Origin of the sequence: Subtercola boreus (assembly GCF_003399645.1) — a bacterium.
Classification (GTDB): domain Bacteria; phylum Actinomycetota; class Actinomycetes; order Actinomycetales; family Microbacteriaceae; genus Subtercola; species Subtercola boreus_A.
Map to the genome: position 1 here is coordinate 58,491 of NZ_NBXD01000018.1, position 25,666 is coordinate 84,156.

Genomic DNA, 25,666 nt, shown 5'->3' on the forward strand with positions numbered 1-25,666 from the left:
CGTGTACGGAGGTGAACGCTCCGCTATCCTTTCCCGGTGCCTGCGGCCGTTTTGTCAGGCGGGCACGACGAGACGAAGGGGAGCGCGATGAGCAACAGGAAGAGCTTCGAGACGGATGGGCGCACCGTCTCGTTCGCAGACGAGGGGGCGGGCCCGGCCCTCGCACTCGTGATCGATCCGACAGCCGATCTCGACCGTCTCGCGACACTCTCGCACCTCGTCTCGGCAGCAGACTTTCGTGTCGTGCGCATCCAGACCGACCATGCAGACGATGTCTTCGCGACACTCGACCATCTCGACATCGCCGATGCGTGGATCGGCGGCCACGGCGCAGGCGGAGTCATCGCACGCCGAGCCGCAACCGCCCATCGTGAACGCGTGAACGGAGTGCTGCTCCTGGGGGTCGAACTGCAGGAGGCAGCGCTGCCCGACGGTATCCCGGTACTGGTCGTGCAGGCGAGCGATGACGAGGTCACGCCCCCGGCCAACGGGGAGGCGCTGCGGGTCTCCGCTCCGGGGCTTGTCAGCGTGGTGACGATCGAGGGCGGCGGCCACCATTTTCCCCAGACGCGGGCCGGCGAGGCAGCGTGGGCGATCGAGGACTACCTCGATTGGGACTGACTGCTCCCTCGCTCAGACGCCGGTGCGGTCACGCCTCGGCCGGCGGAGGCCTGCCACGATCAGCACGATGCCGACTACGGCGACAACGATTCCGATGTACAGCCACATGCGTTCGCCGGTCATCGAACTGCCGGGGATGAGATTGGCACCCTGCCCGGCGAACACTGCTCCGACCAGCAGAGCGACCACGCCGACGATCACGAGAGCTGTTCGACCCATTCGGTTGTTCATGGTCTCAACCTACCCTCGGCCCGCGATGGGCGCGCATCGACACGGGTGCTCGCCGCTAGCGTTGTCTCATGCACGTGCTCGACGATCCCATCCGATCTGCCCTCACCTCGAGGCACGCCCTCCTGGCGACGGCCGACGGAACGGCGCTCCGCTACCCGCCCGACGTCGCACCCTTCGGATCGATGCCGCCTCGCCCGACGTCAGACGACTGGGCGGCCCTGGCCCGACTGACCACCGACGATGATCCCTCGGCCATGTTCGTACCCGCCGGGTTCGCCGTGCCGTCGGGCTGGGTCACCCACCTGAGCCTTGGGCTCACGCAGTTGACCGACGACCGAGTGGAGGCGTCTGGGCCGCGCGGCTGGGACATCGTCGATCTGGGCGACGACCAGGTCGAGGAGATGCTCGAGCTGACCGCGCTGACCCGGCCGGGCCCGTTCCTGCCGCGGACCCTTCTGTTCGGCGGGTATGTCGGCATCCGTCAGCGCGGCACGCTTGTCGCGATGGCCGGGCGGCGCCTCAGCATGCCGGGCTGGGTCGAGGTCAGCGCCGTCTGCACCCACCCCGACGCTCGCGGCCACGGCTTCGCCCGGCGACTGATCACAGAAGTGGTGCGCGGCATCCGGGCTGACGGTGACCGGGCCTTTCTCCATGTGGCGCACGGGAACCCGGCCCAGGGCGTCTATGAGGCGATGGGGTTCACCGTGCGTCGTGACGACCTGAAGGTGGTCGACGTCTCACCTCGGGGCTGAGAGGATCTGGGGATGACAGAACCCGTTGTGCGAAACACCCTGCTCGAGCAGACCCTCCCCGGGAAGATCACGGGAGCTGTGGCGATGCGCCGGATCACCCTGCAACCGAACGTGGAGGGTGGCCCGCACCATCACAACGGTCCCGTCTTCGGTGTCGTCGAATCAGGTTCGGTCTTCTTCCGGGTCGACGGCGGCCCTGAAAAGATCCTGCGGGCGGGCGACGTGTTCTACGAGCCTGCTGACGTCGTGATCGACCGGTTCGATGCCACCGACGAAGGCGTCACGTTTCTTGGCGTCTTCCTCTCGGAACCCGGCGTGGATCCCGAGCTGACCGCCGGCCCGCCACCCGCGTGAGCGCGGGTAGCGGCCGGCTTGTGATCAGGATGTGCCGAACGGGTTGCCCCCGGGCGTTGTCCGCGAAAGACTCGTCAGACCGCTGTCGACAGGAGACACGTGCGTTCGTCCGTCCCGATCCCCGGCAATCCGTGGCCGCACGACATGGTGCTGAGCGTCGAAGACAACCCGAAGGCGCTCATCGATATGCTCTGGGTGCGCGAAGCGTGGGGTCTGCAGCCCGACGGTGACGACCTGCCTCCTCTTCTCGCAGACCAATCCGTGCGGGAGCACTCCGAATCCGTCGATGTTTCGAAACGCGCACTGTGGCAGAGCGCCTGGCCCTCCGTCTGGGCCGCCTGCGTCGACCATGCCGGTCGGGTGAGCACTGAAGACCTCTTCACCCGGCTGCATCAGACGGCGAACGGGTCGGCAGAGCGGGCGGAACTCCTGAGGGAGCTTCTCGGCCCGGACTGGCGTGACCGCTTCGGCGACGAGGCCTTCGACGAGCGCTACCGAGCGTGGACCACTGGAAACTTCGAGGCCCTCTTCCGAGGCCACCGCCGGCCGTTGGACGAAGATCCCGAGCGCGTATCGCTCGCTTCATTGGTTCCCGCCTGGGAGGCGGGCCTGACCAGAGTCGTGACTGTTCCGTGCGCGGGAACCCACTCTCGAAAGATCGGACCGCACACGCTTCTCGTCACCGCCGAGACCCGGGAGAACCCGGAGCGGTACGCCGAAGCGCTGGACGGGTTCCGCTAGGTACGCGCCACGGCGTCAGACGGTGTCGGGCGTCAGACGGTGTCGGGCGTCCGACCGCTCCGGGCCAGGATCTGTTCGACGTCGATGCGTCCCAGCAGGTCGTCCCACTGGATCGAACGCGCTTCCTCAGCGACTGCCTCCTCGGCGAAGACCTTGCCGTTCCGGTGCACCACAACACCTTCGGGAACCATCGTGTTCAGCTCGGCGAGTACGGTGTCGTCTGCCGTCTCAGAGTCGAAATCGGCCCCCATGGTGGCGATGTAATCGGCTGACACGGTGTACGCGACGATTCCCACTTCGATCTGGCTCATGCATCCAGCCTACGCCGCCCGTCTCGGCCCGCGAGGGCCGGGAGTGGACCCGGTGCGCGCGAAGGTCAGCCACTCCTCGTCCAGTACGTAGCCGAGGGCTCTGTTCGCAGCGATGCTTGCAGGGTTGTCGAGCGAGCCACCAGTCCGGAACCATACGTAGCCCTCCTCGACAAGCGCGAGGACAGATGCGGCTTTCACTGCCGTTCCGAGCCCTCTGCCCCGCATCTCCTGCTGCACCACGGTGAAGTCCGTCTCGACCGCTTTCTCACCGACGTCGACATAGGTCATGCCCACCAGCTGGCCTTCGGGCCGAAAGGCTCCCCAGCCCCGATGCACGATGGTGGGGGTCGCTTGAGCGGAGTTCAGCCGGTCGTGCGCGGTGGCGACGTCGCCGGGATAGTCGCCAGCGGTCACGGCGTCCAGATCAAGGATCGCCGCGACATCCGATGACCTGAGCTCTCGTACAGTCACGAGACGTTCCACCCGGCGCATCAGGGCCGCCAGCCGTCCTTCACTGTCGCCTCCGATCGCGAGGCCCGCTCCCCACGACCCGGCGATGACCGCCCAGCCTGCTGCCTCCAGCTCGACTCGAACGGCGGGATCGGCCCTGACCACCCTGCGTTCCTTCTCCCGAGCAGCAGAGGCTTTCATTCGGACTTTCGCCGGCGCTCCTGCACTCCCGCCTGCGCACCGAATTCGCGCTCGAGGTCGGCGGTCAGGGTGGCGGCCCGCTTGAGTTGAGCGATGCCCTGAACCACGAAGACGGGGCCCAGGAGGAGCACGGGCAGCCGGGTGACCTCGAAGCCAGACCTGATGTAGAGCCACGTCGCGAAGAACGCATACAGAACGCCCCCGATGACAGCGATCCTGGCGAACACCCGGGTTCGGTCGATGGCGATCCGGCGCTGAATCGGACTCTTCGCCGGACTGTTGGTCACGATCCGTACCCCCTCCGCACTCGACCGATGAAGGGACAGGTCTGCGCTGCCCCAGATGATTCACCACACTATCGCCCAGCTGCACCGGCGCTGTGTTACGCCGGGTGTCCTCGCTCACCGGGTGAGCGGATGTCGCGGGGTACGTTCGAGAAGTGACCCGTTCAGCACCCTCTCTCAACGCGCCGCGCAAGCGGCTCTCAGGGTCGGGCGCTTCTGCGGTCGCCTTCCAGCGGGTGGGCAAGTCCTTCGCGCCACCGGCGGTCAGACGCAACAGGAAGGCCGCGCCATCCGCCGCCCCGGTCGGCCCCGTCGACGTGCTGCGTGATGTTTCGATCGAGATCGCGGCCGGCGAGGTCGTGGCGATCCTCGGCACGAGCGGATGCGGCAAGTCCACTCTTCTGCGCATCGTCTCGGGCCTCGAACACGCCACCTCCGGGTCGGTCACCCTCGATGGAACCGCCGTGACAGCCATCGACGCGCGCTGCGCGTTCGCCCTCCAGGAGCCGCGCCTGCTGCCGTGGCGCACCCTCAGCGCGAATGTGTCGCTGGGCCTTCCGCCGGGCACGCCGGCCGCTGAGGGCCGGGCCCGCGTGCACGAGCTGTTGCGGCTCGTCGGCCTCGAGCACGCTGCCGAGCAGCGCCCGCACGAAGTCTCGGGCGGTATGGCCCAGCGGGCATCCCTCGCCCGCGCGCTCGCCCGCGACCCCCACGTTCTTCTGCTCGACGAGCCGTTCGGCGCGCTCGACGCCCTCACCCGCCTGAAGATGCAGGAACTGCTGCTCGACATCCACGCGGCCGCACCCACCACGGTGCTGCTCGTCACGCACGACGTCGATGAGGCGCTGCAGCTGGCCGATCGCATCATCCTGCTCGGGCGGGAGGACGGGCTTGCGGGCTCGACCGTCGCGCAGGTGTCGACGCCGCCGGGGACCCGCCCGCGCGACCGCGGATCTGCCGAACTCGCCGAGCTGCGGGCCGAACTGCTGGCCAGTCTGGGCATCGCCCGCCACCAGGCCTGACGCTCGCCGCGGCATCCGCGCGCCGCACGCCGACCCACGACCCACGCCGTAGAAACAGCCCACAACACCCCACGCACCGACGAAAGAGACACCCCCATGAGAAAAACACCCTTCGGCATTGCGGCCCTGGTAGCCGGCGCCACCTCGGTCGCCCTGCTGCTCTCGGGCTGCGTCGCGGGCGAGAGCTCGGGCGCGGCCGCCGCGCCCGCCAGCGCCGCGCCCTCCGGAACCGTCACCGAGGGCGGCACCCTGAACATCGACTACGCGACCTACAATCCGCTGAGCCTCGTCATCAAGAACAACGGCTGGCTCGAGCAGGCCCTCAAAGGCCAGAACATCACCGTGAACTGGGTGAAGTCGGCCGGCTCGAACAAGGCCAACCAGGCGCTGCTCTCCGGCGCGATCGATGTCGGATCGACGGCCGGCTCGGCCGCCCTGCTCGCCAAGGCGAATGGCAGCGGCATCCAGGTCATCGACATCTTCTCCCAGCCCAACTGGGCCGCGCTCGTGGTGCCGGCGAACTCGGCGATCAAGACGGTTGCCGATCTCAAGGGCAAATCGATCGCGGCGACGAAGGGCACCGATCCGTACTTCTTCCTGGTGCAGGCCCTCGCCGCGAACGGGCTCTCGCTCGACGACGTCACCGTGCAGAACCTGCAGCACGCCGACGGCTGGGCGGCGTTGCAGAACGGTTCCGTCGACGCGTGGTCGGGCCTGGACCCCATCCTCTCGAACGCCCTCACCACCGGCGCGACCGAGCTGTACCAGAACGTCGACTTCAACAGCTACGGCTTCCTGAACGCGAACGAGTCGTTTGTGAAGGCCAAGCCCGATGTTGCCCAGACCGTCGTCAACGCCTACGAGCACGCTCGCGCCTGGGCCATTTCGAACCCCACCGAGACGGCCGGATACCTGGCGACCGAGGCCGCCATCGACCCGGCCGTGGCCACGACCGTCATCACCGACCGCACCAACCTCGACGTGAGCCCGGTTCCGGGTGACGCGCAGCTGAGCGTTCTGAAGACCATCGGCCCGATCTTCGTGCAGACCGGAGACGTCGCCAGCCAGGATCTCATCGACACCGCCCTCACCACCATTGAGAACCCCACGTTCGCCGAAGCAGCCGACCCGAATGCGATCGGTGAGTGACCTGACGTCGCTCGCGACGCCCACCCCGCTGGGTTCCAGACGGTGGTTCAGGATGATCGGGGGCGCCCTTCTGCCTCTGGTCATCCTGCTCGTCTGGCAGGTGCTCTCGACCAGCGGCCAGTACACGATCGCACAGTCCCCCACCCCCGCAGCCGTCTTCCAGGCGGCGATCGACCTCGCGAACCGTGGCTTGCTCGGCCAGTACATCGCCATTTCGGTGCAGCGCGTCATCATCGGCTTCGTCATCGGCGCGGCGCTCGGCCTCGTGCTGGGCGCCCTCGTCGGGCTCTCACGAATCTGGGAGGTGCTCTTCGGCCCCACCCTCGGAGCTGTTCGAGCGTTCCCTCGTTGGCGTGGGTGCCGTTGCTCATCCTGTACCTGAGAATCGGCGAGGAGTCGAAGATCACGCTCATCGCGATCGGCGCCTTCTTCCCGGTGTACACGACCGTCGCGTCGGCGCTGCGGCACGTCGACCGGCACCTCGTCGAGGCGGGGCGAGCGTTCGGCCTGCGCGGCATCCGTCTGCTGGGCGTCGTGCAGCTGCCGGCCGTGGTGCCGTCGGTGATCTCGGGGCTGCGCCTCGCTCTTGCCCAGTCGTGGCTGTTCCTCGTGGCGGCCGAGCTCATCGCCTCCTCGATGGGCCTGGGCTTTCTGCTCAGCGATTCGGGAAACAACGGTCGCACCGACCGCCTGTTCCTCGCGATCATCCTGCTCGCCGTCTTCGGCAAGACGACGGATGCTCTCATCGGCCTCTTTCAACGCTGGGCACTGAACCGCTGGGCCTAGGCGCGGCGGGCCGCGACCTCGATCCACCACTGAAGCGGTCGGTCCTGCTCGAGCAGCGCGATCCTTCCGGCCTTTTCGGCTGCCCCGGCCGCGTCACCGAATCCGGTGGACGGCTCGATGGCGATGATCGAGCTCCCCGCGAACTCCTGGCGGTCCCAGAACACACCGAGGTGGAGCGGAGCTGCGCTCCCCCACCGCATCTGCAGTTCTCCCCCGCTCGCACGGTGCAGCGTCGCGCCGCCCACCGCCCCCATCACCGCGGTTTCGACGAACACCTTGAGCGAACGACCGGGCGACAGCCCCTGAAGCACCGGGGTGGCTGCGAGCCCGAGGCCGTGCCGCACACCCGGCCGCGGGTACTCCTCAATGAGATGGTCTTCGTTCGACCCTCTCAGCTGTACCGTGTCGCCGAGGTCGGCCGCGAATTGTGGATGAGCGCTCCAGAGCAGTGGTACCGGCCGCAGGGCCGTCGTGGTCGCAATGTAGACCAGCCGCAGTCCGTCGGCCGTGGCGGAGATCGTGCGACTGAGCCTGACCGGCAGGGATTGCAGGCGAACGGAGGTCGTCAGAAGATGCGGCGTCTCCTCCTCGACCATCCACGGCACTCGCCACGCCTCACCGTGGTCGGAGAGTCGGGCTCCGGTTCCGAGCGTGGTTGCCGCCACCGTGGGGCACGCTTCATCCCAGCCGCCCATGCCCTCCCGAACGAACGGAACGACGCCGCCCTCTGTCTCCCGGGGCGGCCAGGTGTCGGTCGACGGGGCGAGCCACTCGTGCCTGCCGGCTCCGGCCGCCGCCGAGGTGAGGTTCACGATGCGCGCACCGCGCTCGGTGTCGACGACACAGCTCAGACCCCCGCCGCCATCGACGCGGTGCGTCACGCAGGCAGCCCGATGCGGCGCTCACCCGACCGCAGCTGCTGGATGATCACGGCGACGACCAGCAGACCACCCTTGGCCACGTTCTGCCAGAAGGCGTTCACGTCGAGCAGGGTCATGCCGTTCGTCAGGATGCCGAGCAGTATGACGGCGAGAATCGTGCCCATGATGGTTCCCTTGCCACCCTTGAGCGCTGCTCCACCCAGCGCTGCAGCCGTGATCGACTCGAGTTCCAGACCTTCGGAACCGGAGACGGGCTGCCCCGATCCGGTGCGGGCGGTGATCAGGATGCCGGCGATCGCCGCGACCGCACCCGTCATCATGTAGACACCCAGAATGTAGCGGTTGATGTTGATGCCCGCCAGCCGGGAGGCGACGTCGTTGCCGCCGACCGCGTAGATGTTGCGACCGATGCTGGTGTAGCGCAGCACCACGTGCATCAGGACGGCGAGCACGATGAGCACCCAGATGAGCGACGGGATTCCCACCAGCGTTCCGCGAGCGAGAAAGACGAAGAAGCCGTCGGCGCCGGTGTAGCCCTGCGCCCGCCCGTCGGAGACGAGCTGCGCGACGCCCTTGTAGGCCGCGAGCGTCGCCAGCGTCGCAATGACCGGGTTCACCCGGCCGAAGACGATGATGCAGCCGTTGACCAGCCCGCAGAGCAGGCCGAGACCGAGGGCGCCGACAACACCGAGGAGGGGTCCGGCCACAGTGAAGATCATCGCCGATGTGACGGAGGCGAGCCCGGCAATCGACCCGACCGAGATGTCCAGGGCACCCATGATGATCACGACGGTCTGCACGACGGCGAGCAGGCCCGAAACCGCGACGGCGGTTCCGATCACACGCACGTTGTCGATACCGAAGAAGAGGGGGTTCTGCGAACCGATGACGGCGACGAGCGCGACGATCGCGATCAGCAGCGAGATGTTCTGCACGCCGATCGTCGTCATGATGCGTCGGCCGAGCGTGGGTCGGGGAGCTGCCGCGACCTCCTTGGCGAGAGCGGTTTCGGGGCGTTGGGCGGTTGGAGCAGACACCGGGTGGGTCCTTTCGAAAAGGGGATGAAGGTGAAGGGAGCGGCGTGCGGCTCTCAGCGGGCCGCGGGCGCGCGGGTCTCCGTCATGGCCAGGGCGAGGATCGACTCCTCGGTCGCCTCGGTGCAGTCCAGCGTGCCGGTGACGGTTCCGCCGGCCATGACGTAGATGCGATCGGAGAGCCCGAGTACCTCGGGCAGCTCACTCGACACGACGAGGATGGCGACACCCTGTTGGGCGAGCTGGTCGATGATCGCGTAGATCTCGGCCTTCGCACCCACATCGACCCCGCGGGTGGGTTCATCGAGCACGAGCAGTGAGGGATTGTGCGCGAGCCAGCGGGCCAGCACGACCTTCTGCTGGTTGCCACCCGAGAGATTCTTCACGAGTTGCTCGGTGGAGGGCGTGCGGATGCGCAACTGGTCGATGTAGGTGCGGGCGATCGCCCTCTCGCCCTTCTCGCTCACGAAGATGCCTCGAGCGAGTTTCGGCAGCACCGCGAGCACGATGTTGTCGCGAACGGTGCGCTGCATGATGAGCGCCTCGGCCTTGCGCTCTTCAGGCGCGAAGCCGATTCCGGCAGCGATCGAATCGGCCGGGCTCCGGAACGAGACGGGGCGGCCCTTCACGAGAACAGTGCCGCTGGTGACGGGCAGGTCGCCCACGATCGCCTTCATCAGCTCGCTCCGGCCGGCGCCGACCAGGCCAGCGACACCGACGACCTCCCCCGCCCGCACGGTCAGGTCGATGTGCGACACGTCGTCGGTACCGACATCCCGAAGCTCGAGTACCGGCTCGCCTGCTGTCTGGCGTTCGCGTGAGAACAGTTGGGAGAGATCCCGGCCCACCATCATTCTGACGAGGTCGTTGTGGTCGGTGTCTTCGGTCTTCTTGGTGCCGACCAGCTTGCCGTCGCGCAGCACCGTGATGCGGTCGGCGAGTCGGAAGATCTCGTTCATGCGGTGCGACACATATCCGACCGCGACACCCTCGTCGCGAAGCGTGGCGATGAGGTCGAACAGAAGTGCCGATTCCTCGTCGCCGAGAGACGATGTGGGTTCGTCGAAGCAGATCACCCGCGGTTTGTCGATCACCGCGCGCATGATCTCGACCACCTGGCGCTGGGCGGCCGAGAGCCGGCTGCCGATGGTCTGGGGCGACACGATGCGATCGAAACCGTAGCGGGCGAGGTCTTTGGCAGCCCGTTTCTCCAGCGCTCGACGGTTGAACAGGAGCCCCTGGCTTCGGATGGCCCCGACGTAGATGTTCTCGGCCACAGAGACGTGGGGCACGATCTCGGGCTCCTGCGCGATGACGCGAAGGCCGGCGGCACGCGACTGTGATGGCTCGGAGAAGTCGGTCACCTCGCCCCCGAGGCGCAGCTCACCCGAATCGGGGCGGTAGTCCCCCGTCAGGATCTTCAGCAGGGTCGACTTACCGGCGCCGTTCTCGCCCATGATCGCCGTGACCTCACCGGCACGCAGTTCGAGGTCGACGCCGGTGAGCGCCACGACCGGACCGAAGTGCTTACCGATCTGCTTCGCGCTCAGCACCACCTCGTGCGCGCGGCCTGCTCGTTCAGTGCGGATGGAGTCATTCACGGTGGACTTCCCGTCGGATGGAGGGTGGGGAGGGAGCAGCCGGGAACGACTGCGGTGCACAGTCGTTCCCGGCGATCACGCTAGGTGCAGACGACGCCCTCGGCCTGCCAGTTCGACTGGTCGACGATGGCGGTCTTGGCGATCGATTTCGCCGGCAACGGGGTTCCGTCACGAACGAGGCCGACCATCGACGTGAGGGCGGCCTTACCGACCTCGACGCCCGAGATGAACAGAGCGGCCTTGTTGCCGGTCTGCTGACCTGCCGCCCAGTCCTTGCAGGTGAGGTACGCCCCCAGACCCACACCGACGATGCTGGCGGGCGCGACACCCGAGTTCTGCAGCGCGGTGACGACTCCGGTCTCGTTCTCGTCGTTGCAGCCCCAGACGATCCAGTTCTTGACTCCGGCGTTCGCGGTGATCACGGCGCCCGCCTTGTTCTGGGCGTCGGTGGCCGAGTTGTCGGTGCCGATGTCGACAATGCTCGGGGCATCGCTGCCCACGGCCTTGGTGAAGGCATCCTTCGCTCCGTCGACGCGCTGCCCGCACACGGACAGGTCCTGCTTGTAGGCGCTCAGAATGCGCGTGTCTGCAGCCGACCACCCAGCAGACTTGTAGAGTTCGGCCGCCTTCGTGCCCACCGCGTTGCCCATAGCCGTGCCGTCGAACCCGGCAAAGGCCGCTTCGGCGCCGCTGGCGTCTTTGATCACGTCATCGGAGGCCATGATCGGGATGCCCGCTGCGGTAGCCGCCTGAATCACCTGCGGACCGATCTGCTGGTCGGGCACGACGATGATGATGCCGTCGACCTTCTGGGCGATGACCGAGTCGACCTCACTGATCGCTTTGTTCGCGTCTGTGCCGAGGTTGACCACCTTGATGTCGACGTCGCCGAGCTCGGCCGCGGCGGCTTTCGCCCCATCCGCCTCATCGACGAAGTACTGCTGGTCGCCCTGCTTCTGCAGGTAGGCGATGGTGAGCTTGCCGGACTTCGGGCCGGCGGCAGAGGCCGCGGGAGCCGTCTCCTGGCCGGAGGTGCAGGCCGACGTTCCGAGGATCAGGGCGAGCGAGGCGGCTGCGATGACCGCCCCTCTCGCCGTTCGTCGGGTCAGGAACTTCTTCATGGTGTGCCCTTTTCTGTGTGGGTTCCGGCGGGCGTCTTCGCTCGCCGGGGGGTGGGGTGGAGTAAGGCGCGCAGCTGGTCTCGAAGCAGCGCCACCTCACGATCCCTGGCGGCCTGCGGATCGTCCGTGAACAACAGCATGGTCGGCAGGGAAGTAGCGAAATAATCGATGACAGCTGGCTGGCTGGCGAGCTCGTCGACATGGCGGCGCAGCCCGGCGGTGAGTGCCTCTGCCTCTGTAGAACGGCCCAGCCTGGTGAACGCCACGATGCTGTACACCGTCTGGTCGCTGAAAGCCCGGGTGCTCATGCTCTGAAAATCACCCGTGAAGGCGGCCGCCATCGACCAGGCTTCGTCGGCGTCACCGGCGCGGCCCGCCGCTTCGGCGATATCGCCCCGCAACAGGTACAGCCGGGCGGCATTGGCCAGAAAGTGCCGCGCCTCCCCGAGTCCGGCGGGGGTGTGGATGCTCGACTCGGCCCACCGCGCAGCACGCTCGAGCGCGCCGTCGGCCAGTGACGCTTCGGCGAGCGCTACCGTTGCGTTCTCCCAGGCCGTGAGCGTCTGGCCCTCGCCGCCCTCCCACGGCTGGAACCGGCGGGAGGCGAGCAGGTCGAGTGCCTCCGACGCTCTCCCGGCCCCGGTCAGCAGCTCGGCGAAGGCCACGCTGAGGTCGTCGCGCTCGAGCACCAGTTCGAGCCGGGGTTCGAGAGCGGCGAGACGATCGGCGTCGGAGACGCCGAGACGTTTGTCGAGCTGGTCGCTCTCGAACCACAGCTTGGCATCGTCGGGAGAGAGTTCCAGGGCTGCGGAGTAACAGGCACGGGCCGAGTCTGCGTCACCGGAGACGTTGTAGGCGGCGATGGCCAGGTTCCGGTGCACCATCGTCAGTGTTGCCGCCCGTGGCGCCGGGTCAGTGGCCCCGCATGGGTGTTCCGTGCGCACGGCGCGCTGCCACCACCGTTCAGCATCATCGTAGCGGCGCTTGTCGTAGTACCAGTTGCCGAGAAGAGCCGCAGCGAGTTCGTCGTGAGCGTCGGCTTCTGCCGCCTCGCGAAGCACCGACACATCGGCCAGCCGTGAGGCGAGAGTGAATCGACGATCGGCACGCCGCGCAGCGGCTCGGGCCTCGGCCGCGGCACGCTCGTCACCCTGCGCGGAGAGCAGGGAGGCACGGTGGTAGTGCACGAGGGGCGCCACCTGTACCTGGCCGAGAGCGGTCGAACGCGCAGCCTCGGCCGCCTCGGCGAGCGTCTCGAGCGCCCGCCGAGGCGATCCGGCGTCGCGAAACTCGAGGGCGACGTCGAGGAGGGTCGGGGCGTCTGTCGTGTGCGGCTGCGCGGCGAGCACACGGGTCCACTGGTCGAGCGCGTCGAAGCTCAGCGTGCGTTCGAGCAGCTCCGCCGCTTCGGGCTCGCGGCCCCCGTCGAGCAGCACGGACGCGAGCAGCGCCGCCGCCTGGAGGTGCTCGGGGTCGAAACGCAGCGCGGCGCGTGCGTTCTCCTCTGCGGCTCGCAGATCACCGGCCCGTGCCGCCAGCTGCGCGAGCGCAAACCGGGCGGGGGTGCGCCAGGCGGCGTTCCATGCGGCCTTCTCGAAGATCTCCCGGGCCTCGGTCTCACGACCCTGCAGCACGAGCGCCCGGCCCAGCAGAAAGTGCGCCTCACCCTCCGCAGGGTTGGGCACCCGGGCGGTGAGCCGGGCGATGGCGTTCCTGAGCAGCAACTCCGCCTCGGCGAACGAGCCGGCCCAGAGCATCCGCGCGGCCAGCGCCGTGTTGGAGCGCACGTCGAATGGATCGCGGCGAAGAGCCTCCCGCCAGTAGGGTTCGGGCAGCCGGGTCGCGTGCCGATACTGGTGCAGGTACAGACCTGTGAGAAACAACTCCTCGAGCGTCTCGATTTCGCCCGGCTGCGCCGGTTCCGCCGCAGAGACGGGCGGGATGGCCCCGTCACCCGACTCGCGCGTGCGGGTGCGCAGCAGTTCCCGACCATCGCGCTCGACCGAGAGCACGACCGACCCCCCGGGGTGCGCCCCCGGTACCGAAAAAGTGCTGAGGAACGGCGAGCCGGGGTCGAGGTCGACACTGTGGCGCACCAGTTCCTCCCCCGCTGCGTTCACGACGCGCAGGGTCAACCCGCGCTGCGGTGACGTCACGACGACTCCCAGGCGCATCCGGGTTCGTTCAGCACCGGCTGCGGCTACGCCCTCCTCGGCGAGCCCCTCCTCGGCGAGTACATCGAGCCGAACGGCCACCTCCCGCGTCGCCTGCTGGACCGGCCCGATCGACCGGATCGGATACCAGTACTGGCTGAAGGTCTTCGTCTCACCCGGAGCGAGAAAGGAGAAGTCGGGCTGGTTGTCGGTGTACGCACCAGCCATCAGTTCGACGTACGGCCCGTCGCTGTCGGTGAGGTTCGCATCCCACGCCTGGCCGAAGGCCTCATTGCCCCACGTCCACTGCTTCTTCCCGGGGGCGAGATGACGGTCGGCCCAGTGTACGAAACCCGCTCCGCGACCGTGGTCGTAGCCACCGAAGAAGTCGTCGGCCGTGTTCGTCACCATGTACGACGTCGGTACGGGAATGTTGCGGTACCAGTCGAGACGGTCGCCGTCGGGGCGATCCGGGGTGCGCCTCGCCGGGTAGTCGACCCCGTAATACGAACCGTCGACGGCAGGGAAGGTGGCGATCGCCCGCTTCGCGTGGTCGGCCACGAAGTCGACGTCGACAGGAAAGAACGATTGGTAGGTGTCATCCACCGCGGCGGCGACGTTGGCCCACCAGAGAAAGGTCTGGGTCTCGGGCGTTCGGTTGTACAACCGCACCCGGGCTTCGATGAGCGAGCTGCCCGGTCGCAACCTGATTCCGTGCATCCCCTTCATACGGGAGAACGGGTCGTGGTCGGAGCACCAGACCGTCACAGAACCATCGGCCTCGCGCTCGATCTCGACGTCGGTCGGCAGGAAGGTGGCCGGACGGTGGTGCTGCGGCCAGTTGAACTCGACCCCGCCCGAGATCCAGGGGCCCGCCAGGCCGACGAGCGCGGGCTTGATGACGTTGTTGCGGTAGAAGAAGTCGTAGCCCGCGACCTTGTCGTACCCGATGTGGATGCGGCCGCCGAGTTCGGGCAGCACGACAACCCGCAGCCACTCGTTCTCGAGGTGGATGGCCTGCCACTCGTGGGGCGCCTTGGTCTGGCTGATGCGTTCGTGGAAGGGCAGCGGGTACACCCGGCCGCTCGAACCCTGGTAGACCCTCTGCTCGAGGAACGCAGGGAGCGTGTCAGGCTCGCCCGGCAGGTAGGTGTCGATGACCAACGGCTCCGACCAGCAGGCCACACCGTCTTCAGACAGCTCCGCCGGAACCGCGGGGAGATCGATGCGGGAGTCGTCGGTGGCCTCGTCGGTGAGCATGTAGTCAGATTAGGCGGATGTCGACGGCCGCCGATATGCACAATTCCACGACAAAACTAGACAAAACGCTTATTCGTCACCATCATGGTCGAATGTCGATCGCCGAGGGTTTTCCGGGCCAGCGCCTCCGCGTGCTTCCGCGGCCGATCATCACCGAGGCGTTGCAGCAACCGGGTACGTCGCACCTGGTGGCCACCGACTGCGGCTATTTTCCCGAGGCACGGGCGCACGGGATGTCGCGGGCGAGGCCCATCGAGCAGGCCGTCATTCTCATCTGTACGAACGGTCGCGGGTGGTGCCGCGTCGATGACACGCAGCATTCGGTCGCAGAGAACCAGGTGGTCGTCATTCCCCCCGGCACCCAGCACGCCTACGGAAGCGATGCGACCGACCCGTGGACGCTGTGGTGGCTGCACGTCGACGGTCGTGACCTGCCCGAGTTCCTCACCGCCGCTCGCATGACCTCATCGGCACCGGTGCGCACGCTGGCCAACACCTACCGCGTGGTCGAGCTCGTCGAGGAGGTGTTGCAGCAGATGGAGGGCGACATCTCGACGGCGAGCCTGCTCGCGGCCTCCGGAGCCGCCTGGCATCTGCTCGCCGTGCTCGCCTCCAGCGCCACGTCGGCACGATCGCGTAACACCGTCGTCGACGAAGCGCGGGACTACCTGCGCAGCCATCTCACCGAGCGTGTGTCGGTCGCGGAGCTGGCAGCGCGGGCTTCCCTCAGCCCCTCGCATTTCGCGGCTCTCTTCAAAGAACACGTCGGCTTTCCTGTGCTGCAGTACCAGACCCAATTGCGCATGGCGCGGGCCCGTGAGCTGCTCGACACCACCAGTCTGCCGGTGGCCCGCATCGCGAACGCCGTCGGCTATCGCGATGAGTTCTACTTCTCAAGGCAGTTTCGATCTGTGCACGGCACGACGGCTCTTCGGTACCGCGCCCAGCACAAGGGCTGATCGTCACTCCCCGGCCGCGTTCGAGCCGTCAGAGCGCCGCTTAGACTTGTCCCGATGTTCTCCTCTCCGGTTGACCTGTGAACACGGGCGATGCCCTCACCGCTGTTCGTTCGGGCGTGTACCCCGACCCGGTGACCGCCGAGGCGCTCCTTCACGCGCGAGGCGCCGAACTCGACGAGCTTCTCGCTGTGGCCGGCAGGCTCAGAGACGAGGGCCTGGAACGGGCGGGACGACCCGGGGTCATCACCTACTCCCGCAAGGTCTTCATCCCACTGACGCACCTCTGCCAGGACAGATGCCACTACTGCGTCTTCGTACAGTCCCCCGGCAGTCTCGCGCGGGCGGGAATCGCGCCCTACCTCTCGACCGACGACGTGCTGCAGATCGCCCGGCAGGGCGCGGCGATGGGCTGCAAGGAGGCGCTGTTCACGCTCGGTGACCGGCCGGAGAACCGGTGGCCCACCGCGAGGGACTGGCTTGACGAACACGGCTACGAGTCGACGATCGACTACGTCCGTGACATGGCCGAACGGGTTCTGGTGGAGACAGGACTGTTGCCGCACCTGAACCCCGGCGTGATGACACCGGCCGAGCTGGCGTCGTTGAAGCGCGTCGCGCCCTCGATGGGGATGATGCTGGAGACGACCGCGACACGGCTGTGGTCGGAGAAGGGCGAGGCGCACTTCGGCTCGCCCGACAAGGAGCCGGCCGTTCGGCTCCGGGTGCTCGACGACGCCGGGCGTCTGAAGATCCCGTTCACCACGGGGGTGCTCGTCGGAATCGGCGAGACGCCCGCCGAGCGGGTCGACGCGATGTTCGCCATCCGGGCCTCCGCGGCCGAGCACGGGCACGTTCAAGAGACCATCGTGCAGAACTTCCGCGCGAAGGATTCGACCGCCATGAGGGGCGCCGGCGACCTCGCGACCGACGAGTACGTCGCAGCCGTGGCCGTCACCCGGCTGGTGCTGGGGGCGGATGCACGGCTGCAGGCACCGCCGAACCTCACCGATTCGGCAGAACTCGAGCTGTTGATCCGCGCCGGGATCGATGACTGGGGCGGCGTGAGCCCCCTCACCCCCGACCACGTGAACCCCGAACGGCCGTGGCCGGAGATCGACGAACTGGCCCGCCTCACCGCGGCCGGCGGCTACGCGCTCAGGGAACGACTGACGACCCACCCGCACTACATCCGGGAAGGCGCACCCTGGCTCGACCCCGCTGTGCTGCCGTTCGTTCGAGCCCTGGCCGACAGTGCCGGGCTCGCTCGCGACGAGGGCACCCCTCTACAACCGGCACGTCTGCAGGGCACGGGTGCAGGCAGTTCAGCGTTCGGGAGGGTGCACGTCACAGTGCGCTCGACGGTCTCGATGGCACTCGAACGTGCGGAACGCTCGCCGTCCGCCCTCGCTGACGCAGACCTCACGGCGCTCCTGCGTGCGACAGGAGCAGAGCTTGATGCGCTGGCCACCCTCGCCGACGAGCTCCGGAGCTCCCGGTTCGGCGCCACCGTCAGCTTCGTGATGAACCGGAACCTCGATTCATCGCTCGTCGGGGACACGGATGCCGGCAGGGGCGGCGGTCGCGCCGGCGGCCTGACGCTCGCCGACCTCGGCGCCCTGGCCTCCGAGGCCGCAGCGCTCGGGGCCACCGAGATCTGCATGCAGGGGCTCGCCCGCCCCGAGCTGGGCGCGTCGGCATACCGCGATCTCGTTCGCGCCGTGGTCGACGCCCAGCCGACACTGCACCTGCACGCCTTCCGGCCGGTCGAACTCGCCGACGGAGCGGCCCGTTCGGGTCTCGCGCTGCCGGAGCACCTCGCCGCCCTGGCGGAGGCGGGGGTCGGCTCCGTACCCGGAACCGGGGCCCGCATCCTTGATGACCAGGTACGCCAGACGATGACCGGCGGCCGCGACATCCCGGTCGCCGAGTGGCTGGACATCATCACGGCTGCACACCGGGCGGGTCTTCGCTCCACCGCCACCATGATCTACGGGCACATCGAGAGAGCCGACCAGATCGTGGCGCACCTGCGCACCGTCGTTGCAGTGCAGGAGCAGACCGGCGGGTTCACCGAGTTCATTCCGATGCCGTTCGTTCCCGCCGAGCATCCCGCGATGCCCGCGCACCTCACGGGCCGAACCCCCAACCTCCGTCGGTCGCGGGCCGTCATCGCGGTCAGCCGGCTGGTGCTCGACGATCACATCGGCCACATCCAGGCCGCCTGGACCAAGCTCGGCCCAGCCGGTGCGCTTACGGTGCTGAACGGCGGCGCTGACGACCTCGGCGGTGTGCTTCTGGACGGGTCGCTCAACCCGGCGGCCGGTGCCGAGTCCGGTCGCCAGTTGAGCGCAGACGACGTGGCCGGGTACGCCCGGAGGCTCGGTCGAACGGCGTGGCAGCGTTCCACGCTCTACCGACCGATCGAAACGAGGTGACAGAACCCCGCGAGGGCCCGCCGTCGGCCCTGCCGGCCGGGCCGGCCCCGCTCGTCGACGTGCTCATCGTCGGGGCAGGATTCGCGGGTATCGGCATGGGGCTCCGCCTCGAACGGGAAGGGCGCCACTCCTTCACCATCATCGAGCGCGCGGGCAGCGTCGGAGGAACCTGGCGCGACAACACCTACCCGGGCGTGGCCTCCGACATCCCCTCGCACCTGTATTCGTTCTCGTTCCGACAGAACCCGCGATGGAGTACCCGGTTCGCCGCCGGCCCCGAGATCCGCGCCTACCTCGAACAGTGCGTGCTCAAGGGAGGCCTTCTTCCCCACCTGCGGCTGAACACGGAACTGCTGCAAGCCGAGTGGAATCAGGATGAGGGCTGCTGGGAGGTGGAGACCACGAACGGTGTCTACGCCGCACGATCTCTGGTCGCCGCGGCCGGGCGGCTCTCCGAGCCGAAGATCCCCGCCATCCCGGGCCTCGATTCGTTCCCCGGGCCGCTCTTCCACACCAGTCGCTGGCCCGAGGGAATCGATCTCGAAGGCCTTCGTGTCGGTATCACCGGCACCGGCGCATCCGCCGTTCAGATCATCCCGCAGATCGCCGAGAAAGCTGCCGGACTCGTGGTCTTCCAGCGGAGCGCACCCTACGTCGTGCCCCGCCTGAACCGCCGCTACAGCGTCAGGGAGAGAGAACTCTTCGAGTCACGACCCGACCTCCTGGAGGCATCCCGCGACCAGGCGTTCCGGCAGGCTGAGGCCGGTTTCCCCAGCCGCCTCGGCACGGAGCCCGACCTCAGCGACCAACGCGCACGGTGGCGCAACCACCTCGACGCGCAGGTGGAGGACCCGGCCCTTCGCCTCGCCCTCACGCCGGACTACGTCTTCGGCTGCAAACGGATCCTCGTCTCCGACGACTACTACCCCGCCCTCACCCTGCCCGGTGTCACCCTGGAGACCTCGGCGCTGGTGTCGATAGAGGGACGCCGCGTCGCCGCCCGGAACGGCCGCAGCCACGACATCGATGTGCTCATCCTCGCGACCGGATTCCACTCCACCCAGCAGCCGTTCGCCGGGCGTGTCACCGGCCGGGGCCGTGTGCTGCTCGCCGATCACTGGTCGAACGGGATGACCGCGTTCGCCTCCACCGTCGTCAGCGGCTTTCCCAACCTCTTCATCATCGACGGCCCGAACGCGAGCCTCGGTCACAATTCGGCGATCCACATGATCGAGACACAGATCGACTACATCCTCGGTGCCCTCGACCACCTCGCTCGTCACCCCGGCACCGACCTCGACGTGACGGCCGAGGCGGAGGCCGCCTACTCCCGCTCGGTCGACGAGGCCGCTGCCCGAACCGTCTGGCTGACCGGTGGCTGTCGGAGCTGGTACGTCGACGAGCGGAGCAACCGCCTCACCCTGCTCTGGCCGGGTCTCGCAGAATCCTTCCGAACCCAGAACGGGATCTTCGACCCGGCGCCGTTCGACCCGGCCCCGGCGCCCGGCCGCGGCGAAGCCGACACCACAACCCACACCCCGCACACCTAGGGCGTGAGCAGCCCGTTCTCGTAGGCGTAGACGACGATCTGGGCGCGGCTCTGCAGCCACAGTTTGTTCAGGATGTTGCGCACATGCGTCTTGGTCGTGGCTTCGCTGATGTACGCCGCACCCGCGATGGCACTGTTGCTCAGCCCCTTGGCCGCGAGCAGGAAGATCTCCTGCTCGCGCGGCGAGAGCACCGCGATCGCGTCGACGGGCCGTGGACCGACTCCCGCGGGCGCCTCCTCGAACTCCGTGACGAGTCTCATCGTCGCTCCGGGGTGCACCACGCGGTCGCCCGCGTGCACGGCACGGATGGTCTGGAGCACGAACTCCGGAGTGGCATCCTTCGTCAGGAAGGCGGCGGCACCGTGCTTCATCGCCTGGAAGACGGCCCTCTCGCGCTGGATCGTGGTCAGGATGATGACCCGCCGGCCGCCGGGTCTGGCGCCTGTGCGTCACCGGTGCTGGTGATCGACAGGGCAAGACCCGGCCCCTCCCAACTGAAGGTGATCACGGCCGCGGGATGGGCGCCGCTGTGTCTGAGCGCATTCGTGAGGCTCTCCTGGATGGTGCGGTAGACCACCACCTGCCGGCTCGGCGTGAGCAGCTCTGGCGTGCCGAATTGCTCGGTCTCGATCGTCATTCCCGCCGCGGCCAGTCGACCCGTGAGCGCGGGCAGGTCCGCCAGGGTCGGCTGCGGCCTGTTCACGGCCTCATCCCGCAGACCCTCGATCAGTCCACGGAGGTCCAGCAGAGCCGAGCGGGCAGTGTCGGCGAACTCCCGGAGTGCGGTGTCGGTCGTCTCGGGTTTCGCCTCGCGAAGGAACCGTGCCCCGTCAGCGACCGCGACGGCGAGCTGAATGCCGACCACCATCGCGTGGAGCAGCACAACCAGAAGACCGACCCACGTGACAAGGGTTCGAGCGCTCAGAGTGACCAAGAAGGCGACGAGGATGCTCGCGCCGGCGACCGGCCACGACGTCGCCTCCGGGGGCTCGAGCAACCCGATGAACTGCAACGCCGGCATGGTGAACACGATGGCCAGAGAGACCCAGGGCAGCGTGCTGGCCACGCCGATCGCGATCGCGTAGGGCGCGAGTCCGACGTAGAACGAGGCACCGTGCATGCGGCCGTCTTCGGCCACGATCCGCGGGCAGCGTGGGCAGTGGGTAGGCTGTGGTGCACTGACCGCGGCCGGGGAGGACTGTCAGCCGGATGACCGATGATGACGCTCGCGCCAGCGACGCTGCTGGCGCTACGGAGATGAGCGACGCACGTGGGCCCGCCGAGGGCCTCACCGACGGCCCTGCCGCAGGACGTCTCGCACCGGCCGCGCGCTCCCCCCGCAGGCGCCGCCTGCTGATCGCGCTCGGTGCCCTGGCGGTGGTGGTCGTCATGGGCGCCGGGTTCTGGTTCTGGAGCTCGCTCAGCGAGACCCGCTATGAGGCCGCAGGCTCCGCGCTGCAGTCCCAGCTCGCAGACGAGTCGGCGGCCGTGCACGCTTACAACGCCCGGCGGGCCGACGTGAACACCCTCGCCGTGCGCGTTCGCTCCATCGTCGACCGCGCGGAGTTCAGCGCAGACACCAGCGCCCCGGCCGACGCCGTGCGACGCGACCTCGCGGTGCTCGAGCCCCTGGCATCCTCGCCGAACGCACCGGAACCGGCCGCGCTCCCCCAGCGCGCAGACGCCGGCGGGTACGAGCCTCCGTGGCAGCTCACGTCGGAGGCCGAGACGCTCGAGGATGCCGCCCGGCAGTCCCAGCAGGCCACGGAACGGTTGGTCGCGTCGACCGGCGCGACCAAGTCGGCCGGTGAGGCAGCCAGCGCATCGGAGGCGGCGTACTTCGAGACGACCGCCCAGAGTGCGGAACAGGTCATCGCCGCCAACGCGCTCTCAGACCGCTCGGTGCAGGTCGCGCTGCTCGATCTGGTCGAGGAGGCACGGAACCCCGCGATGAGCGCGAGCCGCAACGGAGCGTTCCTCGGCTCGGTGTTCGAGGCCGAGTCGCAGGTTCGTTCGTCACAGGGCACGAACCAGGCCGAACAGGATGACCCGGCCTGGGCGGTGCGTCGGGAGATCGAGGCGTACGCCCGTTCCCTCAGCCGCGGAGTCGCGCTCGAGTTCGTCTGGGCCCCGGAGGTCGACGGATTGGGAGAGGGCTGGCTCTCCGGAACGGCCGAACCGTACGAAGACCACGGCGGGTACGCGATCATCAGTCTGAACTACTCGATGGAAGACGCCTGGAACGACGGCCTCAACGACACCGACGCCCGCGCGCTCGTCGCCCACGAGGTGGGCCACACCCAGATCTTCCGCTGCGCCACCCTCTTCGCCGACCCGGCCATCGGCCAGAACCAGGAGATGTGGGCGACGGCCTGGTCCATCAGCCTGGGCTATGACGTCGACGGTTCCGGCATCCAGGCCTACGGACGACCCACCGACGCGCAGATCGCCGTCGCTGCCCAGTGTCGCTGACCCGGATTCGCGAGGATTCGTGAGGATGCACGACAGGGGGCACGCCAACGCGTTCGAGCTCGAGCGAAGCCGGTTGACGGCGATCGCCTCCCGGCTGCTCGGCGATCGTCACGAGGCAGAAGACGTGGTGCAGCTGACGTGGTTGCGCTTCAGCAACGCGCGTGCCGAGATCGAGAATGTGCCGGGCTGGTTGACGACAGTCGCCACGCGGTTGTGCCTGGACAGACTGCGGGCGCGCATCCCGCAGCCGGCGGAGGTACCCGACCGCGCGAGCGAGAGAGACGACCCGGCCGTGGCCGCCCAGCAGACGGAGGCCGTCGGCCAGGCGCTCCACATCGTGGTCGAGAGGCTGACACCGAACGAGCGCGTCGCCTTCGTTCTCGCCGACAGCTTCGGGTTCGACTTCGAGAGCATCGGCGAGATTCTCGACCGCAGCGCCGCCGCAGCCCGAAAGCTCGCGTCGCGCGCCAGAGGCAAGGTCGCAGAGAGCGATGATGACGGCCCGGTGTCCGACTGGCGGGTCGTCGACGCATTCCTGGCGGCGGCACGGGGCGGCGACCTCGAACGCCTGCTCAGCCTGCTGGCCCCCGAGGCGGAGGTGAGCGCCGATGCAGCAGCGATTCTCGCCGGAACGCCGACGTCCATTCGAGGCAGGGATGCTGTCGCCACGTTCTTCGACGGCAGTGCCCGAGCCGCTCTGCCCGCGTTCATCGACGGTCGCCCCGGCGCAGCCTGGTTCCACCGCGGCGAGGCCCGCGTGGCCTTCGACTTCGGCGTCGTCGACGGTCTGGTTCAGAGCATCGTCTTTCGGGCGGACCCCCGCACGCTGGCCGAGGTCGCGACGCGCCACGGGGGCACGGCCTGACAGACCGATTCAGATTCGGCGTCACATTCGTGGGCCCCCGATCGTCAGAGAGACAAGGGGCGCCGTTCAGGCACCCAGGAGGAGAACACCATGACGAAGACCATGACCTGCCGCTCGCTGGGCGGGCCCTGCGACCAACAGCACACAGAAGCGACGGCAGACGAGATCATCAAAGCCCAGGACCGTCACCTCAGAGACGCCGTGAAGGGCGGCGACGTGACGCACAGCGAGGCCCGCGACGCGATGAAGGGCCGCTGGCGTCATCCGAAGAGGGCCATGGACTGGTATTCGGGTGTCAAACGCGACTTCGCGGCCCTGCCCGAGAGGTGAGCCGCGGCATACCGCCGCCGACCGCCCCGTCAGTAGGGTTGCTGGTCGGCGAGACCGGTGCGCAGCTCGACCGGCAGGTGGCCGAGGTCGTTGTGCGTCACGAGTTCGGGCTTGCGCCCGCTTCGATACCGGATGATCGTGAGGGCGCAATTCGCCTGGTTGACGCCGACCCAGCGCCAGCCCGGCGCGCTGAGGGCTTCGCGCACGAACCAGCCGATCACGAAGTTGTGCGTGATGAGGAGGTCGTGCGTCGTCTCGCGGGAGGGCGTCAGGAATTCGGCGACGGCATCCGCCATCTGGGCGCGCCCGGCGTCGACCTCCTCCTCCGTGACCGAGTTGAAGAACGGCTCGAACGTCTTCGGCATCTCGGGCGAGTACTCGGTGGGAACGCAGTCGAACAGGAGCGGCGTGGGCTTCGGGTCGAGCGCGGGGAGCTGCTTCGCCATGATCGCGGCGGTCTCGGCGGCGCGCTGCAACGGGGAGTGCCAGACGTTGTTGAACGGCACTCCGCCGAGGCGATCGGCGATCAGGCGTGCCTGGCGCTCGCCCCGGGGCGACAGCGGCCCATCGGCCACGCCGTATTCGGCGTCGACCTGCTCGCCGTGCCGCACGAGGTAGAGAACGTGGCCCATCGTCACGACTGCACCACCCGGTCGAAGGTGCTGGCCTCGAGGGCGCCGACGGCTGCGATGGAGAGCGAGCCGGCAATGAGCGAGGCAGCGAGCTGCTGCACGTCGTCGACGGTGACGGCATCGAGGCGACGAAGACCCTCGTCGAGGTCGGCGAATTCACCGGTGGTGATCTCGGAGCGGCCGAGCCGCGACATCCGCGTGTCTGAGTCTTCGAGGGAGAGCGCAGCAGATCCGGAGAGCTGGCCCTTGGCACGCGCCAGTTCGCCGACTGAGATGCCGTCTCTCGCGAGGAGGTCGAACTCGGCCAGCATCAGCTCGCTGACCTGGGCAGCGTTTTTCGGCGAGCATCCGGCGTACATGCCGAAGAGGCCTGCGTCGGAGTAGCCCGCCCCATAGGAGTAGACGGAGTAGGCGAGCCCCCGCTTCTCGCGGATCTCCTGGAACAGGCGCGACGACATGCCGCCGCCGAAGACCGAGTTGAGAACGCTGAGAGTGGTGCGGCGATCGTCTGTCGCCACCAGGCCCGGGTACCCCAGCATGACGACGGCCTGCTCGTTGGGGCGGTTCGTGATCGACAGGGCCGAGCCGCGGGTCACCGGGGCAGAGCTGCCGAGACGCCGCTCGACGGGGCGGGCGGGCTTCGTGAGCTCCCAGCCGGCGCCATCGACGGCCGCGATCACCAGCGCGACGAGCTCGTCGTGATCGACCGCTCCGGCCACGGTCACGACGAGGTCGTTCGGCCGGTAGTTCGCGAGGTAGTGCTGCCAGACGGCGTCGCGGGTGACAGCGCGAATCGTGTCGTTGGTTCCGCCGATGGGACGGCCGAGCGGATGATCGCCCAGCACGGCCTCGAACAGCCTCTCACCCACCACATCGTTCGGGTCGTCGTCGGCCATCGCCAGTTCTTCGAGGATCACGCCGCGCTCGTTCTCGAACTCGGCCGCGTCGAGAACGGAAGAGGTGAACATGTCGGCAAGGACGCTGACGGCCATCGGGAGGTCTCTGTCCTGCACCTTGGCGTAGTAGCAGGTGTACTCCTTGCCCGTGAGGGCGTTGTGCTCTCCGCCCACCTCGTCGAAGGCCACAGCGATGTCGAGCGCGGTGCGACCCGGGGTGCCCTTGAAGAGCAGGTGCTCGAGGAAGTGCGTCGACCCGAAACGGGACGGAAGGGCAGCAGCGGCCAGGCCGTGCGCTCCTGCACCGTCTCGGACATCGGCTGCGGACACAGCGCCGAGCTCGTCGCGCGAGCCGACCGCGACCCAGAAGCCGATCGTCGCGCTGCGCGCACCCGGCACGCGTTCGCTCAGGATGCGGATTCCGCTGGGGAGCACGGAGCGCCGCACGAGGGCATCACCTGAAGCGGTGAGCGACAGCTCGGGAAGGTCGAGGGGAAGAGCAACAGCACCGTTCATCGCATCCCACACTAGTGGATGGCCCCGGCCAGACCCTGTGACCCCGCCCCGCAGACGGG

25 protein-coding genes and 1 pseudogene are annotated in these 25,666 nt (G+C 68.2%); 13 read left to right on the top strand and 13 right to left on the bottom strand.

Features of this window, described 5'->3' with window-relative positions; translation table 11 throughout:
- The first annotated feature begins 87 nt into the window (after positions 1-87).
- Positions 88-621, top strand: coding sequence for an alpha/beta fold hydrolase (locus tag B7R24_RS09155; protein WP_116418669.1), 534 nt, complete (start codon positions 88-90; stop codon positions 619-621).
- Positions 622-633: 12 nt separating this feature from the next.
- On the opposite strand, the gene B7R24_RS09160 is transcribed toward B7R24_RS09155, so the two are convergent.
- The gene (locus B7R24_RS09160) at positions 634-852 is read right to left on the bottom strand and encodes a hypothetical protein (protein WP_253259370.1); all 219 of its coding nucleotides are present in this window, start codon (positions 850-852) and stop codon (positions 634-636) included.
- Between the two features lie 68 nt (positions 853-920).
- Here B7R24_RS09160 and B7R24_RS09165 point away from each other — a divergent pair, with 68 nt between their 5' ends.
- From B7R24_RS09165 to B7R24_RS09175, 3 genes are all read left to right on the top strand, one after another.
- Positions 921-1,604 carry a GNAT family N-acetyltransferase gene (locus B7R24_RS09165; RefSeq protein ID WP_116418671.1) on the top strand — a complete coding sequence of 228 codons (684 nt, stop codon included), beginning with the start codon at positions 921-923 and terminating at the stop codon, positions 1,602-1,604.
- A 12-nt stretch (positions 1,605-1,616) separates the two neighbouring features.
- Complete coding sequence (locus tag B7R24_RS09170) at positions 1,617-1,958, top strand: cupin domain-containing protein (protein WP_116418672.1); 342 nt, start codon at positions 1,617-1,619, stop codon at positions 1,956-1,958.
- Between the two features lie 99 nt (positions 1,959-2,057).
- The gene (locus B7R24_RS09175) at positions 2,058-2,699 is read left to right on the top strand and encodes a hypothetical protein (RefSeq protein WP_116418673.1); all 642 of its coding nucleotides are present in this window, start codon (positions 2,058-2,060) and stop codon (positions 2,697-2,699) included.
- Positions 2,700-2,731: 32 nt separating this feature from the next.
- On the opposite strand, the gene B7R24_RS09180 is transcribed toward B7R24_RS09175, so the two are convergent.
- From B7R24_RS09180 to B7R24_RS09190, 3 genes are read right to left on the bottom strand one after another with little or no spacing between them, the layout of a single operon-like run.
- The gene (locus B7R24_RS09180) at positions 2,732-3,010 is read right to left on the bottom strand and encodes a hypothetical protein (protein ID WP_116418674.1); all 279 of its coding nucleotides are present in this window, start codon (positions 3,008-3,010) and stop codon (positions 2,732-2,734) included.
- 9 nt (positions 3,011-3,019) lie between these two features.
- Positions 3,020-3,661, bottom strand: coding sequence for a GNAT family N-acetyltransferase (locus tag B7R24_RS09185; RefSeq protein ID WP_116418675.1), 642 nt, complete (start codon positions 3,659-3,661; stop codon positions 3,020-3,022).
- Positions 3,658-3,948 carry a hypothetical protein gene (locus B7R24_RS09190; protein WP_116418676.1) on the bottom strand — a complete coding sequence of 97 codons (291 nt, stop codon included), beginning with the start codon at positions 3,946-3,948 and terminating at the stop codon, positions 3,658-3,660. The genes B7R24_RS09185 and B7R24_RS09190 overlap by 4 nt, the downstream gene beginning before the upstream one ends.
- Before the next feature lie 152 nt (positions 3,949-4,100).
- Between B7R24_RS09190 and B7R24_RS09195 the strand changes: the two genes are divergently transcribed.
- From B7R24_RS09195 to B7R24_RS09205, 3 genes and pseudogenes are all read left to right on the top strand, one after another.
- Entirely contained in the window at positions 4,101-4,967 is an 867-nt protein-coding gene (locus B7R24_RS09195) for an ABC transporter ATP-binding protein (protein WP_253259371.1), read from the top strand.
- A 96-nt stretch (positions 4,968-5,063) separates the two neighbouring features.
- Positions 5,064-6,116 (top strand): aliphatic sulfonate ABC transporter substrate-binding protein, encoded by a 1,053-nt coding sequence (locus tag B7R24_RS09200; RefSeq protein WP_116418677.1) that lies wholly within the window; start codon positions 5,064-5,066, stop codon positions 6,114-6,116.
- A pseudogene (locus tag B7R24_RS09205) lies at positions 6,100-6,902 on the top strand (ABC transporter permease). The gene B7R24_RS09200 and the pseudogene B7R24_RS09205 overlap by 17 nt, the downstream one beginning before the upstream one ends.
- Here B7R24_RS09205 and B7R24_RS09210 read toward each other — a convergent pair.
- The 5 genes from B7R24_RS09210 to B7R24_RS09230 form a co-directional block, all read right to left on the bottom strand.
- Positions 6,899-7,783, bottom strand: coding sequence for a hypothetical protein (locus B7R24_RS09210; RefSeq protein WP_116418678.1), 885 nt, complete (start codon positions 7,781-7,783; stop codon positions 6,899-6,901). The pseudogene B7R24_RS09205 and the gene B7R24_RS09210 overlap by 4 nt on opposite strands.
- A complete protein-coding gene (locus B7R24_RS09215; protein WP_216363657.1) occupies positions 7,780-8,820 on the bottom strand; it encodes an ABC transporter permease in 1,041 nt (346 codons plus the stop codon). Before B7R24_RS09215 ends, B7R24_RS09210 begins: the two co-directional genes overlap by 4 nt.
- 53 nt (positions 8,821-8,873) lie before the next feature.
- A complete protein-coding gene (locus B7R24_RS09220; protein ID WP_216363658.1) occupies positions 8,874-10,418 on the bottom strand; it encodes a sugar ABC transporter ATP-binding protein in 1,545 nt (514 codons plus the stop codon).
- 80 nt (positions 10,419-10,498) lie between these two features.
- The gene (locus tag B7R24_RS09225; protein ID WP_116418680.1) at positions 10,499-11,539 is read right to left on the bottom strand and encodes a substrate-binding domain-containing protein; all 1,041 of its coding nucleotides are present in this window, start codon (positions 11,537-11,539) and stop codon (positions 10,499-10,501) included.
- Positions 11,536-14,952: a DUF5107 domain-containing protein gene (locus B7R24_RS09230; protein ID WP_116418681.1), complete on the bottom strand. Its 3,417-nt coding sequence runs from the start codon at positions 14,950-14,952 to the stop codon at positions 11,536-11,538. Before B7R24_RS09230 ends, B7R24_RS09225 begins: the two co-directional genes overlap by 4 nt.
- A gap of 92 nt (positions 14,953-15,044) precedes the next feature.
- Here B7R24_RS09230 and B7R24_RS09235 point away from each other — a divergent pair, with 92 nt between their 5' ends.
- The 3 genes from B7R24_RS09235 (at position 15,045) to B7R24_RS09245 (ending at position 19,896) form a co-directional block, all read left to right on the top strand.
- Positions 15,045-15,911, top strand: a complete 867-nt coding sequence (locus B7R24_RS09235) for an AraC family transcriptional regulator (protein ID WP_172582772.1) — start codon at positions 15,045-15,047, stop codon at positions 15,909-15,911.
- A 77-nt stretch (positions 15,912-15,988) separates the two neighbouring features.
- Entirely contained in the window at positions 15,989-18,346 is a 2,358-nt protein-coding gene (cofG, locus tag B7R24_RS09240; RefSeq protein ID WP_116418683.1) for a 7,8-didemethyl-8-hydroxy-5-deazariboflavin synthase CofG, read from the top strand.
- Entirely contained in the window at positions 18,343-19,896 is a 1,554-nt protein-coding gene (locus tag B7R24_RS09245; protein WP_253259372.1) for a flavin-containing monooxygenase, read from the top strand. The genes cofG and B7R24_RS09245 overlap by 4 nt, the downstream gene beginning before the upstream one ends.
- Here B7R24_RS09245 and B7R24_RS09250 read toward each other — a convergent pair.
- Positions 19,893-20,267 carry a response regulator transcription factor gene (locus tag B7R24_RS09250; RefSeq protein WP_116418684.1) on the bottom strand — a complete coding sequence of 125 codons (375 nt, stop codon included), beginning with the start codon at positions 20,265-20,267 and terminating at the stop codon, positions 19,893-19,895. The two genes, B7R24_RS09245 and B7R24_RS09250, sit on opposite strands and share 4 nt — an antisense overlap.
- 35 nt (positions 20,268-20,302) lie before the next feature.
- On the bottom strand, positions 20,303-21,034 hold the full coding sequence (locus B7R24_RS09255) for a sensor histidine kinase (protein WP_147304009.1): 732 nt from the start codon (positions 21,032-21,034) through the stop codon (positions 20,303-20,305).
- Between the two features lie 119 nt (positions 21,035-21,153).
- Between B7R24_RS09255 and B7R24_RS09260 the strand changes: the two genes are divergently transcribed.
- From B7R24_RS09260 to B7R24_RS09270, 3 genes are all read left to right on the top strand, one after another.
- The gene (locus B7R24_RS09260; protein ID WP_116418686.1) at positions 21,154-22,368 is read left to right on the top strand and encodes a hypothetical protein; all 1,215 of its coding nucleotides are present in this window, start codon (positions 21,154-21,156) and stop codon (positions 22,366-22,368) included.
- 25 nt (positions 22,369-22,393) lie between these two features.
- On the top strand, positions 22,394-23,233 hold the full coding sequence (locus B7R24_RS09265; protein WP_116418687.1) for a sigma-70 family RNA polymerase sigma factor: 840 nt from the start codon (positions 22,394-22,396) through the stop codon (positions 23,231-23,233).
- A gap of 90 nt (positions 23,234-23,323) precedes the next feature.
- Positions 23,324-23,563 carry a hypothetical protein gene (locus tag B7R24_RS09270; RefSeq protein WP_116418688.1) on the top strand — a complete coding sequence of 80 codons (240 nt, stop codon included), beginning with the start codon at positions 23,324-23,326 and terminating at the stop codon, positions 23,561-23,563.
- Between the two features lie 29 nt (positions 23,564-23,592).
- Here the strand turns inward: B7R24_RS09270 and B7R24_RS09275 are convergent, their stop codons facing one another.
- Positions 23,593-24,195, bottom strand: a complete 603-nt coding sequence (locus tag B7R24_RS09275; RefSeq protein WP_116418689.1) for a histidine phosphatase family protein — start codon at positions 24,193-24,195, stop codon at positions 23,593-23,595.
- A gap of 2 nt (positions 24,196-24,197) precedes the next feature.
- Positions 24,198-25,607 carry a M16 family metallopeptidase gene (locus tag B7R24_RS09280; protein WP_116418690.1) on the bottom strand — a complete coding sequence of 470 codons (1,410 nt, stop codon included), beginning with the start codon at positions 25,605-25,607 and terminating at the stop codon, positions 24,198-24,200.
- Between the last annotated feature and the right edge of the window lie 59 nt (positions 25,608-25,666).